Source organism: Arundinibacter roseus, from assembly GCF_004348825.1.
In the GTDB taxonomy this organism is placed as follows: domain Bacteria; phylum Bacteroidota; class Bacteroidia; order Cytophagales; family Spirosomataceae; genus Arundinibacter; species Arundinibacter roseus.
In genome coordinates this window covers 73,698-88,326 of the sequence record NZ_SMJU01000009.1, presented here as the reverse complement: position 1 = coordinate 88,326, position 14,629 = coordinate 73,698, and the positions used below count along the sequence as shown (strand labels likewise).

Genomic DNA, 14,629 nt, shown 5'->3' with positions numbered 1-14,629 from the left:
TTACAATTGAACACGAGTTATGGCTGATTTACACGGAAAATATTTAGTTGGAGTATACGATGATGATGAAGTGATTTTGCATGCAATTTCCAAAATCAGGAAAGCAGGTGTGAAAATTTCAGAAGTATATTCTCCATTTGCAATTCACGGAATGGATGAGGCTCTTGGGCATTCTCGTACCCGAATCGGTATTGCAGCATTTATGTTTGGAGTTACTGGGTGTATTTGTGCTTTATGCCTTACCATCTGGACAATGGGTATCGACTGGCCTATGATTGTTGGCGGGAAAGATCCGATTTCTATCCCAAATTATATTCCTGTTACCTTTGAGTTGACTGTACTTTTTACTGCCTTTGGAATGGTAGGGACTTTTTTGGTCACCAATAATTTGGGTCCCGGGGTTAACCCGAACATGTTTGACCCACGTTCAACGGATAATAAGTTTGTTATGGCTATTGAACTGGGTAAAAACAAGCTTACGGAAGAGCAAATTTCACAGGTTTTGAAAGACTCAGGAGCCGAAGAAGTGAACATCAAACAATTCTAATTAATCCGGATAATGAATTTTCAAAATAAATATAGCTACGTTCTGGCCTTTGCTTTTTTAGCAACCGCTATCACTAGTTGCAATCGAGATCCTCAAAGTACCGGTCTGGAATTTGCGCCTAATATGTACCAATCGGTAGGATATGAGCCCTTTCGGCAAGTAGATGAACACCCTCTTAATCCGATGGGATTGAACATGCGGAAACCAGTAGATGGTACAGTTTCCCGTCGTAACTACAATACATCTTTTGGTTCCGGAGATTCTGCCAATGTTGATATCATGGTATATAATGTACCAAAAGATAGCATTTCTATTGCAGAACGGACTCTGACTAATCCAGTTCCCTTAAATGAAAAGGCACTGGCAGAAGGGAAGGTACTTTATGAAAGATATTGTCAGCACTGTCACGGAGAAGGTGGCGCTGGTGATGGATTGGTTGGCAAAGCGTATAAAGGTGTTCCTAATTACAAAGCAGATGCTTATTTAGGAATGAATGGCGGTCATATTTTCCACGTAATAACTCATGGAAAAGGCCGCATGTGGCCCCATGGCTCTCAATTGGATCCTGAAGAGCGCTGGAAAGTTGTACATTATGTACAAAAGCTCCAGAAAGATTCTTAATTCATCGAAAACAGAGTAACAAAATTTATAATGGCATCAGCACATTCGATACCTTCCATTGAAGAACGCTTTGAATTTACTTCGGGCGCAAAACAAAAACTACTAATAGGCGGAGCCATAGGATTGGCTTTGGTACTTATTGGAGCTTTTCTGCTGGCTAATGGGTCAGGGCACGAAGCAGCTCATGGGGCAGAACATGCCGAGGGGGCTGCTCATCACACTAGCAATTGGATGACTAGAATTTGGGCAAATATCTGGGTGAACTCAGTATATTTTACAGGTATCTCAGTTATTGGATTGTTTTTTATCTCGTATAATTACCTGGCACAATCCGGCTGGTCAGTAGTATTCAAACGGATTCCCGAAGCAATGCCTGCATTTCTTCCTGTAACTGGGATAATCATGTTGATTACCTTTTTTGCAGCTGGTCATGATCTTTTTCATTGGACTCACGAAGGTCTATATGAAGTCGGAGGTCCTGAGTACGATCCAATTATCGCAGGTAAGCAAGGCTTTTTGAATACGCCGTTTTTCCTGGCGCGTCTTGTATTTTACTTTGTTTCCTGGTACATGCTCTGGAAAGTAATTCGGAATGCCTCTTTGCAGGAAGACGAAATTGGCGGTGTTGACATGTACAACAAGTCAGTTAAATTTGGAACAGCTTTCCTGGTGGTTTTTGCTGTAACATCTTCAACGTCAGCCTGGGATTTTGTTATGTCAATAGATACCCACTGGTTTAGTACCATGTTTGGATGGTATACACTGGCAAGCTGGCACGTAAGTGGCCTGGCAGTTATCACGCTTACAGTTGTAACACTGCGTGAAATGGGTTATCTAAAAGCAGTAAACTCGAGTCATCTTCGGGATTTAGGTAAATTTGTGTTCGCATTTAGTATTTTCTGGACCTATGTATGGTTTGCCCAGTTTCTGTTGATTTACTATGCCAACCTACCAGAGGAAACAATATATTACAAAGAACGATTTACCGGCTTTGGAGGCATATTTAAGGCTCCATTTTTCATCAATCTTTTCTTAAACTTTTTCTTTCCATTCCTAGTTTTAATGACAAGAGACGCAAAAGCAACACACTCTATTTTGAAGGTGGCTTGCTGGAGCGTTTTGATCGGCCATTATTTTGATTTTTATACCAACATAATGCCCGGTACGGTAGGAGCAAATGCAGGATTTGGTCCAGTGGAATTCGGATTCATCATTCTGTTCACCTGTGCATTTATCTGGTTTGTATCAGCTCAGCTTGCGAAAGCTAATTTGATTCCTAAAAACCATCCTATGCTGGAAGAATCATTGCATCACGATATTGCATAATTTGAATAATAACCAAATATCATGACTTACATAGTTGGAATACTTATTGTTGTTTTTCTGGGATTGACCATTCTGGTAGTTTCCAGACTACAAAACGTGTTGAAAGGAGTGGATGCTGGTAGTGAAGATTCTTCTAAACCCGAGGGAAATAGCTGGAACGCATGGATGTTTATGGCCTTTCTGGTTTTGAGCTTTGTCGGCTTTATATGGTCCTATTATAGTGCTGAGAAGGATTTTCTTCCAGAGGCCTCCTCGATCCATGGAAGAAGAACTGACGACCTCTTTTGGTTTTCAATGGCAATTCTTACCATTGCATTCTTTATAGTTAACTTCCTTATCTTCTATTTCTCCTGGAAGTATCAGTATAAAAAAGGTAATAAGGCAACGTTTTATCCAGAAAATCATAAGTTGGAACTTATTTGGACTGTGATTCCTGCGATTGTAATGGCTTTGCTCGTATTTACTGGCTGGAAGGCATGGTCTGATATTACCTCTGATGCCCCCAAGGATTCTGAGGTTTTTGAAATCATGGGTAAGCAATTTGGATGGTATGTTCGTTATCCTGGTGTTGACAATAACAAACTTGGCAATTACAATTACAAGTTGATCGATAGTCAAAATGAAATGGGTTTGGATTTGTCTGATGAAAATTCATTTGATGACTTTATCAGTGTTTCAGAACTTCATGTACCTGTTGATAAGCCTGTTTTACTGAAAATCAGAGCACGGGATGTACTGCACAGCGTGTTTATACCTCACATGCGGGTTAAAATGGACGCTGTTCCCGGAATGCCTACAAAGTTTTGGTTCATACCAGATAAAACTACCGCCGAAATGCGTGCTGAATTGGGTAATTCATCATTTGATTATGAGATTGCCTGTACAGAAGTTTGCGGTCGCGGACACTTCGCGATGCGTCTTCGTTTGATCGTTGAAGATGAAGCATCTTACCGTAAGTGGTGTGCAGAGCAAAAAACCTTCCTGGAAACGTATCCTGAGTACCTTGCGAAGGTTCCAGATAATTTGAAGCCCAAAGCTATGAAGTATATGCCCGAAGCCGCTCCTTCTGATAGTACAACAGCCCAAACTACCGGGATAGGCACGACAGCTTCATTCCGTTAATTTAATCTAAAATCCTATAAAAAATACAGTAAAATGTCAGCAGTAGAAACAGGTATTCATGCGGATGTGCAGCACGAAGAACACGTACACCACGATCCGCTAAACTTCTGGCGAAAGTATGTTTTCTCAGAAGATCACAAAATTATCGCTAAGCAATATCTAATTACTGGTATTTTCTGGGCGATGATTGGAATTGCTATGTCAGTTGTTTTCCGTTTGCAACTTGGTTTTCCTCAGGCAGATATCTCCTGGCTAAGACCGGTGCTTGGACAATGGATTGACGAAGCAGGCAAATTGGATCCCAATTTTTACCTTGCATTAGTTACTATGCATGGTACAATCATGGTATTCTTTGTACTTACTGCTGGTTTGAGTGGTACTTTCAGTAATTTCTTGATTCCTCTACAAATTGGAGCCCGCGATATGGCATCCGGATTCTTAAACATGTTGTCCTATTGGTTCTTCTTTACTGCTAGTGTCATCATGTTTGCTTCCTTATTTTTACAAACCGGTCCCGCAGCAGGTGGTTGGGTAGTTTACCCACCGTTGAGCGCCTTACCTCAGGCACATGAAGGTTCAGGAATGGGAATGACGCTCTGGTTAATAAGTATGGCTTTGTTTATTGTCTCACAGTTATTGGGAGGTATTAACTACATTACAACGGTTATAAATTTAAGAACCCGGGGAATGACATTTAGTCGTCTTCCTCTTACTATTTGGGCGTTCCTGATTACAGCGATTTTAGGATTAATTTCTTTTCCAGTTTTGTTGTCGGCAGCCCTTTTGCTGATTTTTGACCGTCATTTTGGAACTAGCTTCTACCTGTCAGAAATCTACATCGGCGGAGAAGCATTACCAAATGTAGGTGGTAGCCCTATCTTGTTTCAGCACCTGTTCTGGTTCCTTGGCCATCCAGAAGTATACATCGTACTTTTGCCGGCTTTGGGTATTACCTCTGAGATTATTGCAACCAATTCACGTAAACCCATATTTGGTTATCGTGCCATGATTGCTTCCATGTTAGGGATTGCATTCCTTGCATTTATTGTATGGGCACACCATATGTTTGTTACGGGTATGAATCCATTCCTGGGGTCAGTATTTATGTTCCTGACTTTGATTATTGCAGTTCCATCTGCTGTTAAAGCCTTTAACTACATTACTACACTTTGGAAAGGAAACATCATATTTACCCCTGCCATGTTGTTTTCAATTGGTCTGGTGTCATTCTTCGTAACTGGTGGATTAACTGGTATTATTCTAGGAAACAGTGCACTTGACATTCAATTGCATGATACCTATTTTGTAGTAGCTCACTTCCACATAGTAATGGGCGCAGCTTCTGCATTTGGACTTTTTGCAGGTGTATATCATTGGTTCCCAAAAATGTTTGGACGAATGATGAACTACCGTATGGGTCAAATCCACTTCTGGCTTACATTCATCGGCATTTATTTGGTATTCTTCCCGATGCACTATATTGGAATTGCTGGTTTTCCTCGTCGATACTATCAGTTTACAAGTTTTGATTTTGGCAAGTCTTTTACAGACCTTAACATGTTCATTACTATTGCTGCTGTTCTTTCGTTTCTGGCGCAGTTTATCTTTGTTTGGAATTTCTTTTACAGTATTTTCAAAGGTAAGAAAGCAACACAGAATCCATGGAATTCAAATACGTTGGAATGGACTGCCCCAATTAACCCCGGGCATGGTAACTGGGAAGGGGACATACCTGCTGTATATCGGTGGTCGTATGATTATAGCAAGCCTGGCTCAGCTCAGGATTTCATCCCCCAAAATATCCCTTATTCCCAAACTCCTGAATCTAACTTGCCTCATGAAAATGAGCAAATAGCGATGGAGGCTGAGATTGAGGCTCAAAATTTCAATGATCAATTCAAAAACGCGCATTAATCCTTCCCATAGCCGGATTTTCAGGCGCCTTGCTTTGTTTACCGTAGTGACGGTTTACTTATTGATTGTAGCAGGGGGAGTTGTTAGAAGTACTGGTGCTGGTATGGGATGCCCCGATTGGCCCAAATGTTTTGGTAGCTGGATACCTCCCACGGAGGTATCCCAGCTACCATTAGATTATAAGGAGATTTATGGTAGTAAGCTCAAAGGAGAAATAGAGTTTAATGCGGTAAAAACCTGGATTGAGTATTTAAATCGGTTGTTAGGGGCATTTACTGGTTTATTGATTTTTGCTACACTACTTGCTTCAATTCCATATCTGAAATCAGATCGTCCTTCGCAATTTTATGCTAGCCTGCTTGCTTTTATTTTAGTAGGTTTTCAGGGCTGGCTGGGATCCAAGGTCGTTTCAACTGAATTAAGTCCAATAATGGTTACGCTACACATGGTTGTAGCAATTATTATCGTATTTATCCTATTATTTGTAGTAAGCAAATCTTTTGCTGAGACTCTGATCCCGCAGGTTGTCCTTCAAAGGCGTAGAGTTAAGATAATTCTTGGCGTAGTTATCGCACTTTCTTTGATCCAGATAATTCTTGGCACGCAGGTTAGAGAAGCAATGGACCTGATAATCGCCAAAGTCGGGTACGCTGCGCGGGACCAATGGATCGATCAAATGGGGATTTCATTTTATATACATCGATCTTTTTCATTAGTGATTTTGGCTGCAAATGTGCTAATGCTGTATCAGTTGAGAAAATCCTTACAGCTTCCCGGCACGCTTTATACGCTGGCTAAGGTAGTTGGAACCTTTCTCATGCTGGAAATTGCCACAGGCATTATCATGGCTTATTGGGCTGTTCCTGCTTTTGCGCAGCCCATACATTTGACTTTGAGTATTCTGATTATTGGTTTGCAGTTTGTGATTTGGTTGAATGTGTCTGCCGGAGTAGAAGATCCACGAATGACATTTGATGACAGGTTAGCACCAGTAATTGAAAACTAAACAGACTAAAAAAATTATTATGATACTTACCGAAAGGGAACCCTCCATTGGCAGTAAAGCAAAAGCGTTTTTTGAGTTGCTTAAATTCAGATTAGCTGCATTAGTAGCTTTTTCTGGTGCCTTCGGATATAGCCTGGCAACGCCAACAATTAATTGGGCCATGCTCTCTTTATTTTGTGTAGCCGCCATTGGAATAACCGGAGCTGCAAATATCATAAATCAGATCATTGAGAAAGATCTTGACAAACTGATGAAACGGACAATGGATCGTCCGTTGCCAAGCGGTCGAGTCACGATACAGGAAGCAATTCTATGGGCGTTGTTTCTTGGAATTACTTCATTGTTTATATTCTCTGTTTGGTTTAATATTAGTACTGCTCTTCTCGCTGCTTTATCACTTACCTTGTACGGTTTTGTTTATACTCCATTGAAAAGGGTAGGGCCAATTGCCGTTTTTGTAGGAGCGTTTCCAGGGGCGTTCCCCCCGATGATAGGGTGGGTTGCTGCCACAAATCATTTCGGACTTGAACCAGGTATTTTGTTTGCCATTCAATTTTTTTGGCAATTTCCTCATTTCTGGGCAATCGCCTGGGTTTTGGACGATGACTATAAACGGGCTGGTTTTAAGCTCTTACCTTCGCAGGGAGGCAAGGATCTGAATACTACAATTCAGATTATGATTTATACTTTATTTCTGTTACCCGTCGGATGGTTACCCTACAAATTGGGTATGACCGGAATAAATTCAGCCTTTGTGGCTACGCTTTTTGGAGTTTTATTTCTTGCCCAAACATTTCACTTGATGCGAAAATGTACAGATAAAACCGCATTGCAGCTTATGTTTGGCTCGTTTATCTATTTGCCAATTGTGCAAATAGCCTTCTTAATTGACAAACTTTGATACAATATGGAGACTTCTCATCAACTGCCAATACAAAAGGAACCCGAAGCTACCCTGTCGGTAGATCCCAAGAAATTTATTTTATGGCTCTTTATCGTGAGCATAGTCATGTTGTTCGCCTCGCAAACAAGTGCCTATCTGGTTCGTCGGGCAGAAGGTAACTGGCTGGAATTTGAAATGCCCGCAATATTTTCATACAGCACAATTGTACTAGTGGTTAGTAGTCTGAGTATGCAATGGGCATATTATTCAGCAAAAAAAGATAATTTTACCAATCTGAAAATTGCAATTTCTATTACTTTTGTGCTGGGCCTGGCATTCCTGTGGATGCAGTTTGATGGATGGCGCGAAATGGTCAATATGAAAGTGTATTTTGTTGGTAACCCTTCCGGATCATTTTTATATGTTTTTACAGGCCTGCATGCGTTTCACCTGATTAGTGGATTATTGGTATTGGCAGTAGCGTTTGTATCTGCATTCCGATTGAAGATACACGCAAAAAATTTACGTAGAATTGAGATTTGTTCAACATATTGGCACTTTTTAGATATCCTTTGGGTATACTTGTTTTTCTTTTTATTGACTTTTAATTGATAATTTAACGAAGCAATGGCTGCAACAGCAACGACAACAGATACCGTACAACCCAAAATGTGGATGGGCGGAATCGAGCCCATGAAAGCGAGTTATGGAAAGCTCATGATGTGGTTTTTCCTCATCTCTGATACTTTTACTTTTTCTGCCTTGCTGGTTTCTTATGGCTTGGTACGTTTCAGCTATCCTGCCTATGCCGGAGAAGTTGCGGATTTTACATTCTCAGACCTCTATTGGCCGATTCCAGAGAAAGTGTACGAAGCAGTTCCATTTCTTCATGGAGTTGAGCTACCACTCGTTTTCGTTGGTATTATGACCTTCATCCTGATTTTTAGTAGCGTTACTATGGTACTCGCTGTGGAAGCAGGCCACCGAATGGATCGTGCAGGAGTTGAGAAATATATGCTTTGGACTATTTTAGGTGGATTTACATTTCTTGGATGTCAAGCCTGGGAGTGGGCTCACTTTATTCATGGTACCGATACCGGAACTGTGGTTCGTGAACTTGTGAACGGTGCATGGGTTGAAAAGACAATTTTTGGGGCTAATCTCGTTGAGAATCAATATGGCCCCCCTGCCTTTGCAGACTTCTTCTTTTTCATTACCGGCTTCCATGGTACGCACGTATTTAGCGGGGTTATCCTGAATATCCTTATTTTCTACCGGTCGGCTACTGGTTTTTATGACCGTCGCGGACATTATGAGATGGTTGAAAAAGTAGGACTATACTGGCACTTCGTGGACCTTGTATGGGTGTTTGTATTTACATTTTTCTATCTGGTCTAATCACAATTAATTAAACGAAACTTATGGCTGATATACATTCAGAGCACAATTCCGATAACGGTGCCGCTCAACGCAAACAAATCTGGAAAGTATTCTACATCCTTTCTATCCTGACAGCAGTAGAGTTCCTTATTGCCTTTACTATTCCACAAGGAACTTTGAAGGTGTCAATTTTTGTAGGAATGACAATTGTTAAAGCTTTCTATATCGTGGGTGAGTTTATGCACTTAAAGCATGAAGTGAAATCCTTAATTTGGTCAATCCTGATTCCCTGCATATTTGTGGTATGGCTTCTTTTGGCGCTTATGCTGGAAGGTGGATCAATTTTTAGTCTGAGGTAAATCTCTATGCGCACCTATATAAAAACCGGGCTGCTAGTGCTTACACTAGCTGTTCCGGTTTTAATTTTTTTATTCCTCAAAGGATTTACAACCAATCATTTTGATCTGCCGTACTTTATACCGCTGAAAGATTCCGTTACACAGCAGGTTACAATCTCAGAGGGAGATACAGTTTTTTATACGCTACGTGATTTTTCAGTAAAATCAATTCAATCTGCTGATACACTTTCAACTAATAACCTAGTAGACAGAACCGTAATTGTAAGCATACTTCCTGATTCTTGCCGAAACGGTAGCGTATCCTGTAAAGTTGTCTTAGATCAGTTAGCCCGATTAAGTGCTTTACTGCCTGACTACTCCTCGCTTGTAATGCTTACATTAGTGGATGCAGAAGTTGATTTAGGGAATGTCCTTTCGCTGAGAAAAGACAATGAGAAAAATTGGCGAATTTTATCGGTACAAGATTCCTCACTAACGTACCTTCAGGAAAAGGTCTTTTATCTATCAGGAAAAGGTATTTCAGGGCAAACCATTTCATCTTCATTTCAGTTTAGCCTTATAGACAGCAAAGGGTATATAAGAGGATATTATGATCCTTTGGATCCCAAAGAAATGGATCGCCTGTTTGCCGAAATCAAAGTTTTAGAGTATAGTAGGAAAATAGAAAAGTAATTAACAATGACGACTCTCCTAATCGAAAAAAGCCCTAAATACAATCGTTTAATCAATATCGTCGCAATAGCAATACCTTTGGTAGTGGCAGTATTATTAGGAATACGACAGAAAGTAGACCTTGGTGAATGGACGTCAACTCTACCTCATATCAATGGTGCAATAAATTCTCTAACTGCGTTTTTGTTACTAGTGGGCAGGTATTTTATCGCTCAAAAAAACGTTCAGGCACACCGGATTTCAATGACAGCAGCCTTTGTGCTTGGCTCATTATTTCTGGTTAGCTATGTAATTTATCATCTTACCAATGATTCTACGCCTTTTGGGGGGCAGGGAGTCATCAGACCGATCTACTATTTTTTACTGATTTCTCATATAGTACTTTCGGTGGTTGTGGTGTGGTTTGTTTTGAAAGCAATATATTTTGCATTCAGTAATCAAATTGCCGCACACAAGAAAGTTGTAAAATGGGCGTTTCCAATTTGGTTGTATGTAAGTGTGACTGGTGTAATTGTGTATCTGTTAATTAGTCCTTATTACCAATGAAAAATATCCTCAGAAAAATTGTAATAATAGTTCTGCTCCTTTGTATCAATGGCAGCCAACTTTGGGCTCAATGTGCCATGTGTCGGGGATCCGTAGAAAGTACTATGGGTAATGGACGCAACAATGTTGGGATTGGCCTGAACACAGGTATAATGTATCTTTTTGTGATGCCCTACCTGATTGTTTTTGCGGTAGGTTACCTTTGGTATCGCAACAGCCGTAAAGCCCGGGAAGAGCAGCGATTAATCGCTGCGCGCATTCGGCAGGTGATGAATAATTGACACATAATTACTTCTGAGAAAGGGAATAACAAAAAGCGAACCTGCAAGGGACGCTTGGTTATTCCCTTTTTTTATTCCCAAAGCGGGTAATGTTGGAGCGAGGTAGGCTGCCCGAAAAACAGTTGGGTAGATGCTTCAAACGATTGGGTGTAGTCTGACACAAAAAAATCCCGTTTCCCTTCTCCCGTCTGATTGGTCAGATAGTGTTGTTCCAGCCACGCTCTCAGAGAATGAGCTACGATTTCGGAAGTGTCCAGAATCTCCACTTGTCCACCATAAAATAAGCGAATCTGTTTTTTAATAAGCGGATAATGTGTACAGCCTAAAATCAATGCACTGATACCGTCCAAGCCTGGGTCTGAAAGATACCTGGCAATGATACTTTCGCTGATAGAATTATCAAAGAAACCTTCTTCAATCATTGGAGCTAGAAGCGGAGTTGCCAAAGATTTGAGAATAATGTCTCGATCCAGCGCGTCTACTTTCTTCTTATATACATTGGAAAGAACCGTTTGCTTGGTTCCGATAAGCCCCAGGGTCTTAGCTGCATAGCGCTCCTTTATGTAATCAACGACGGGATCAATCACATTCATTACGTGTGCCTTACTTCCTACATACTCCCGGGCTAGTTCAAAAGCAGCAGCTGATGCAGAATTACAGGCGATCAGAATAAGTTTACATTTCTGTTGTAGCAATACATTACAAATCTTAATTGAATAGGCCTGAATCGCAGCTGTCGATTTATCACCATAGGGCAAGTGTGCGGTATCACCAAAGTAAATAGTATTTTCCTGCGGTAATAGTCTCGTTACCGCACGAGCGACGGTCATTCCTCCAATTCCACTATCAAATATTCCGATCGGAGCGGTTGAGTCAAACATATATCTATTGGTTTCTAAAATTTAAAAAAAAACAAATAATTGATTATGAGAGCTTTATTGTAAAATTTAGTTTGGATTTCTTTGGTTGGAAAAAAAAGAAAGAAAACTACGAATAGTCACGCAACCTCAGGCATGCGAATTTGCATCTTGTCTATGAAAACACCTAGAAGGTATGGTCAAAATTATACCCTTATTTAATCAGGAGGCGCAGCTAATAAAGGGTCTAAGGGAGGCCAATGCAAAAGCTCAACGAAAAGTATATGAAAAATATGCGCCCAAAATGCTGGGTGTGTGCCTTAGATATGTACATGATGAGATGGGCGCTGAGGATGTTTTGATCGAAGGGTTTATGAAAGTTTTTGATAAAATAGATCAATTCAAAGGAGAGGGAAGTTTTGAAGGGTGGATTAGGAGAATAATGGTTAATGAGGCATTGGGTTACCTGCGGCAGCAAAAACGAATTCAGGAAGATACAAATCTGGAAGTAGCACAGGTAGTTGCTGATGAAAACAGAGCTGATCAAAATCTGGAAGCCGAAGAGATGATACAAATGATTCATAAGCTTCCAACGGGTTATCGAACGGTTTTTAACCTATACGCCATAGAAGGCTACTCTCACGCAGAGATTGCTGAAATGTTGGGAATATCTGAAAGTACATCCAAGTCACAGCTGCATAGGGCAAGAGCGCTGTTGCAGCAGGTCGTAATAGATTGGGAAAATGAAATTAAAAAAAAAGTAAACTATGAAAAAGCATCCGGTAGATGACCTATTCGCAAAGAAACTGGATTCATGGGAACGCAAGCCTTCGAAAGATTTATGGAAGCGGATTGAAGCCCGACAAAAGACCAAAACCCGACGCATGGCTGCATGGTATTGGTATGCGGCAGCGGGTGTTGTGCTGACAATCGCTGCCGGGTATTTGGTGTGGCAATCCGAAGCCCCTTCTCAAATGGATACTAGCAACACGCTGGCAAAACAAGAAATTATTTTGCCTAAATCAGAGCCTCGTGAATCGTTGGCTGTGCTTCCTGAAAAGAAACCTGAATTGGAGGCAAAGCAGGAACTTGTTTCTGATGCAACGGGAAAACACATGTCTCAACTCCCAGTCAATAGCGGTGATTCGCAGACAGAAATTAAGCAAAACCTAGACTCTGAGCCGGTTGAGGCAGTTGAAATACAAGTAGCTACTACTACAAAACCATTGGAAGTGGCAACGGAACCGCCAATGACTGAAAAACCTTCGATCGCTTCGTTGCAACCTACGACAGACGGCACATCCAAAGAGAATTTGGAAAACCCAGAAATAGGCACCCCTAAGCGGGTTGTGATTGCACGGGTTCAGACAGAAATGCCGGTGAATGAAGATGAGGCTAAATCTTCAAAATTCATTCGAATATTGAAGCAGTTGAAAAATGCCAAAGAAGGAGAATCTGTCGATTGGAAAGAAGTTGGTGTAAATCCACGAAAAATGATTGCTCGTGCAGATGCCCGTTTAAAGAATGAAGAAGAAAAAGTTTCTAAGTACTATCAAAATCTAAAAGAAAAAGCAAACCTATAAATTGAACTGCCATGAAAAGCCTTTTTAACACCATACTCGTTGGTTTTTTTTATCTGCTTACAGTAAGTGTATCATATGCAGATACCAATCAACCCGTTCAAAAAGATTCAATTATCATCACATTTGGAGACAAAACCCGTCTGATAATTTATGGGGAGGACCGAAAAGAGCTCGAAAAACTAATGCAGTATGATTTGAATGCGCTACTGAAAGATTTAGGCGCACGTTTGGACACAATGCAAGGTGAAACAAAAATTTATTTTGATGAGCTGGACGGAAGAGAGTACCTAAAAGATACAGTGAAAGCTGATCAGGATAAAAATTATGTTCGGATTAATCTCCGGGGAATACGCATCAAGGATGGGGAGACAGAAGTAACAATAACTACTAGGGGTGTTGATATAAAGGATGGGGAAGAAAGAGTCAGGATAGGTAGAAATGACGATGTTTATGAGCAGGATTCGACCGAACGTGACACGGAATCAGAGGATATTGATGAGGGTATTACTACTATTCGGAAAATTCGTAAGTTCAAAAGCCCAAGGAAAGGGTTTAACATCCTGATAGGCCTTAATGCCTATGCGGTGAATAACCCAATGGGCTACAATACAGATGATTATGATTTGAGACCGTTCGGTTCCAGGTATGTAAGTTTAGGTTTTGTAAAAAGTGCAACACTGGCAAGAGGAAAATCGGCTGGCTTACATCTTGATTTTGGATTAGATGTAGCCTGGAACAACCTGATGTTTGAAGGAAATAATACCATTGTGAAAGGAGTGAATGATGTATCTTTTCCGGTAATTCTCAATAATGAAGGCCGGGAACTGGATCTGCGGAAGAGTAAATTGGCAGTTCCGTATGTAAATTTCTCCTTGATGCCCACCGTCAGTTTTCCTAATTCCGTTGTATCTTACCTTAGTGCAGGTATGTATGTTGGGTATCGTCTAGGCGGATATACAAAAACCAAACTAGGTGCAGATGGGAAGAAAGATCGTGTAAGGAGCAATTATTACCTGAACGATTTTAGATACGGAGCGGCTCTGGAACTAGGAATCCGCAACTTTCCCGATCTCTTCGTACATTATGACATTAATACACTTTTTCAAGACAATCGAGGTCCAGAGATTCGGATGATAAACTTTGGGATAAGATTCTAAAAAAAAGATATAGAGCTAACAGGCAGTCACAGAGACAATTGTGGCTGCCTGTTTTATTTTATGAAGAAAAAAACTAAAAAGTATTTGACAATAATAGAAAAGGATATAATTTTGCGACTCCAAAGAAAATCCTAAGGGCTAATAGTTGTTTTGAAATACTGAAAAGGGGGGTGTACCAGAGTGGCCAAATGGGGCAGACTGTAAATCTGCTGGTTTATACCTTCGGTGGTTCGAATCCATCCGCCCCCACCATTTTTTGCGGGAGTAGCTCAGTTGGTAGAGCGATAGCCTTCCAAGCTATAGGTCGCGAGTTCGAACCTCGTCTCCCGCTCAAAACTTTAAATCATCAAAGCGACCACCGAAAATATCCTTTGG

General features: G+C 40.8%; 17 protein-coding genes and 2 tRNA genes. 18 read left to right on the top strand and 1 reads right to left on the bottom strand.

Annotated features, from left to right (window positions below; genetic code table 11):
• Positions 1–19 precede the first annotated feature (19 nt).
• Genes EZE20_RS15340 through EZE20_RS15280 form a run of 13 tightly spaced genes read left to right on the top strand, consistent with a single transcriptional unit; the run spans position 20 to position 10,657 of the window.
• A complete protein-coding gene (locus EZE20_RS15340) occupies positions 20–547 on the top strand; it encodes a DUF3341 domain-containing protein (protein ID WP_132119210.1) in 528 nt (175 codons plus the stop codon).
• Positions 548–559: 12 nt separating this feature from the next.
• Positions 560–1,168: a c-type cytochrome gene (locus EZE20_RS15335; RefSeq protein ID WP_132119208.1), complete on the top strand. Its 609-nt coding sequence runs from the start codon at positions 560–562 to the stop codon at positions 1,166–1,168.
• Positions 1,169–1,198: 30 nt separating this feature from the next.
• Positions 1,199–2,494 (top strand): quinol:cytochrome C oxidoreductase, encoded by a 1,296-nt coding sequence (locus EZE20_RS15330; RefSeq protein ID WP_132119206.1) that lies wholly within the window; start codon positions 1,199–1,201, stop codon positions 2,492–2,494.
• A 21-nt stretch (positions 2,495–2,515) separates the two neighbouring features.
• The gene (locus tag EZE20_RS15325; RefSeq protein ID WP_132119204.1) at positions 2,516–3,616 is read left to right on the top strand and encodes a cytochrome c oxidase subunit II; all 1,101 of its coding nucleotides are present in this window, start codon (positions 2,516–2,518) and stop codon (positions 3,614–3,616) included.
• Positions 3,617–3,649: 33 nt separating this feature from the next.
• Complete coding sequence (locus tag EZE20_RS15320; RefSeq protein ID WP_132119202.1) at positions 3,650–5,530, top strand: cytochrome c oxidase subunit I; 1,881 nt, start codon at positions 3,650–3,652, stop codon at positions 5,528–5,530.
• Positions 5,505–6,536 (top strand): COX15/CtaA family protein, encoded by a 1,032-nt coding sequence (locus tag EZE20_RS15315; RefSeq protein ID WP_132119200.1) that lies wholly within the window; start codon positions 5,505–5,507, stop codon positions 6,534–6,536. The genes EZE20_RS15320 and EZE20_RS15315 overlap by 26 nt, the downstream gene beginning before the upstream one ends.
• 19 nt (positions 6,537–6,555) lie before the next feature.
• Positions 6,556–7,437 carry a heme o synthase gene (gene cyoE / locus EZE20_RS15310; RefSeq protein ID WP_132119198.1) on the top strand — a complete coding sequence of 294 codons (882 nt, stop codon included), beginning with the start codon at positions 6,556–6,558 and terminating at the stop codon, positions 7,435–7,437.
• 6 nt (positions 7,438–7,443) lie between these two features.
• Complete coding sequence (locus tag EZE20_RS15305; protein WP_132119196.1) at positions 7,444–8,031, top strand: cytochrome c oxidase subunit 3; 588 nt, start codon at positions 7,444–7,446, stop codon at positions 8,029–8,031.
• A 15-nt stretch (positions 8,032–8,046) separates the two neighbouring features.
• Entirely contained in the window at positions 8,047–8,817 is a 771-nt protein-coding gene (locus tag EZE20_RS15300; protein WP_132119194.1) for a cytochrome c oxidase subunit 3, read from the top strand.
• 23 nt (positions 8,818–8,840) lie between these two features.
• Complete coding sequence (locus EZE20_RS15295; protein WP_132119192.1) at positions 8,841–9,158, top strand: cytochrome C oxidase subunit IV family protein; 318 nt, start codon at positions 8,841–8,843, stop codon at positions 9,156–9,158.
• Positions 9,159–9,164: 6 nt separating this feature from the next.
• On the top strand, positions 9,165–9,830 hold the full coding sequence (locus tag EZE20_RS15290) for a hypothetical protein (protein ID WP_132119190.1): 666 nt from the start codon (positions 9,165–9,167) through the stop codon (positions 9,828–9,830).
• Between the two features lie 6 nt (positions 9,831–9,836).
• A complete protein-coding gene (locus EZE20_RS15285; protein ID WP_132119188.1) occupies positions 9,837–10,376 on the top strand; it encodes a DUF420 domain-containing protein in 540 nt (179 codons plus the stop codon).
• Positions 10,373–10,657 (top strand): hypothetical protein, encoded by a 285-nt coding sequence (locus tag EZE20_RS15280; RefSeq protein WP_132119186.1) that lies wholly within the window; start codon positions 10,373–10,375, stop codon positions 10,655–10,657. Before EZE20_RS15285 ends, EZE20_RS15280 begins: the two co-directional genes overlap by 4 nt.
• 71 nt (positions 10,658–10,728) lie before the next feature.
• On the opposite strand, the gene murI is transcribed toward EZE20_RS15280, so the two are convergent.
• Positions 10,729–11,538, bottom strand: coding sequence for a glutamate racemase (gene murI / locus EZE20_RS15275; protein WP_132119184.1), 810 nt, complete (start codon positions 11,536–11,538; stop codon positions 10,729–10,731).
• Between the two features lie 172 nt (positions 11,539–11,710).
• On the opposite strand from murI, the gene EZE20_RS15270 reads away from it, so the two are divergent.
• The 5 genes from EZE20_RS15270 (at position 11,711) to EZE20_RS15250 (ending at position 14,585) form a co-directional block, all read left to right on the top strand.
• Positions 11,711–12,304 carry an RNA polymerase sigma factor gene (locus EZE20_RS15270; protein ID WP_132119182.1) on the top strand — a complete coding sequence of 198 codons (594 nt, stop codon included), beginning with the start codon at positions 11,711–11,713 and terminating at the stop codon, positions 12,302–12,304.
• A complete protein-coding gene (locus tag EZE20_RS15265; RefSeq protein WP_132119180.1) occupies positions 12,282–13,097 on the top strand; it encodes a hypothetical protein in 816 nt (271 codons plus the stop codon). Before EZE20_RS15270 ends, EZE20_RS15265 begins: the two co-directional genes overlap by 23 nt.
• A gap of 11 nt (positions 13,098–13,108) precedes the next feature.
• Complete coding sequence (locus EZE20_RS15260; protein ID WP_132119178.1) at positions 13,109–14,254, top strand: outer membrane beta-barrel protein; 1,146 nt, start codon at positions 13,109–13,111, stop codon at positions 14,252–14,254.
• A 166-nt stretch (positions 14,255–14,420) separates the two neighbouring features.
• Positions 14,421–14,506 (top strand) — tRNA-Tyr (locus EZE20_RS15255).
• Positions 14,507–14,512: 6 nt separating this feature from the next.
• Positions 14,513–14,585: transfer RNA gene (locus EZE20_RS15250), tRNA-Gly, on the top strand.
• Positions 14,586–14,629 lie beyond the last annotated feature (44 nt).

Bases quoted from the DNA above. Each gene is read 5' to 3' on its own strand.
- EZE20_RS15340 (WP_132119210.1), top strand. From the start codon at position 20: ATGGCTGATTTACACGGAAAATATTTAGTTGGAGTATACGATGATGAT.
- EZE20_RS15335 (WP_132119208.1), top strand. From the start codon at position 560: ATGAATTTTCAAAATAAATATAGCTACGTTCTGGCCTTTGCTTTTTTA.
- EZE20_RS15330 (WP_132119206.1), top strand. From the start codon at position 1,199: ATGGCATCAGCACATTCGATACCTTCCATTGAAGAACGCTTTGAATTT.
- EZE20_RS15325 (WP_132119204.1), top strand. From the start codon at position 2,516: ATGACTTACATAGTTGGAATACTTATTGTTGTTTTTCTGGGATTGACC.
- EZE20_RS15320 (WP_132119202.1), top strand. From the start codon at position 3,650: ATGTCAGCAGTAGAAACAGGTATTCATGCGGATGTGCAGCACGAAGAA.
- EZE20_RS15315 (WP_132119200.1), top strand. From the start codon at position 5,505: ATGATCAATTCAAAAACGCGCATTAATCCTTCCCATAGCCGGATTTTC.
- cyoE (WP_132119198.1), top strand. From the start codon at position 6,556: ATGATACTTACCGAAAGGGAACCCTCCATTGGCAGTAAAGCAAAAGCG.
- EZE20_RS15305 (WP_132119196.1), top strand. From the start codon at position 7,444: ATGGAGACTTCTCATCAACTGCCAATACAAAAGGAACCCGAAGCTACC.
- EZE20_RS15300 (WP_132119194.1), top strand. From the start codon at position 8,047: ATGGCTGCAACAGCAACGACAACAGATACCGTACAACCCAAAATGTGG.
- EZE20_RS15295 (WP_132119192.1), top strand. From the start codon at position 8,841: ATGGCTGATATACATTCAGAGCACAATTCCGATAACGGTGCCGCTCAA.
- EZE20_RS15290 (WP_132119190.1), top strand. From the start codon at position 9,165: ATGCGCACCTATATAAAAACCGGGCTGCTAGTGCTTACACTAGCTGTT.
- EZE20_RS15285 (WP_132119188.1), top strand. From the start codon at position 9,837: ATGACGACTCTCCTAATCGAAAAAAGCCCTAAATACAATCGTTTAATC.
- EZE20_RS15280 (WP_132119186.1), top strand. From the start codon at position 10,373: ATGAAAAATATCCTCAGAAAAATTGTAATAATAGTTCTGCTCCTTTGT.
- murI (WP_132119184.1), bottom strand. From the start codon at position 11,538: ATGTTTGACTCAACCGCTCCGATCGGAATATTTGATAGTGGAATTGGA.
- EZE20_RS15270 (WP_132119182.1), top strand. From the start codon at position 11,711: ATGGTCAAAATTATACCCTTATTTAATCAGGAGGCGCAGCTAATAAAG.
- EZE20_RS15265 (WP_132119180.1), top strand. From the start codon at position 12,282: ATGAAAAAGCATCCGGTAGATGACCTATTCGCAAAGAAACTGGATTCA.
- EZE20_RS15260 (WP_132119178.1), top strand. From the start codon at position 13,109: ATGAAAAGCCTTTTTAACACCATACTCGTTGGTTTTTTTTATCTGCTT.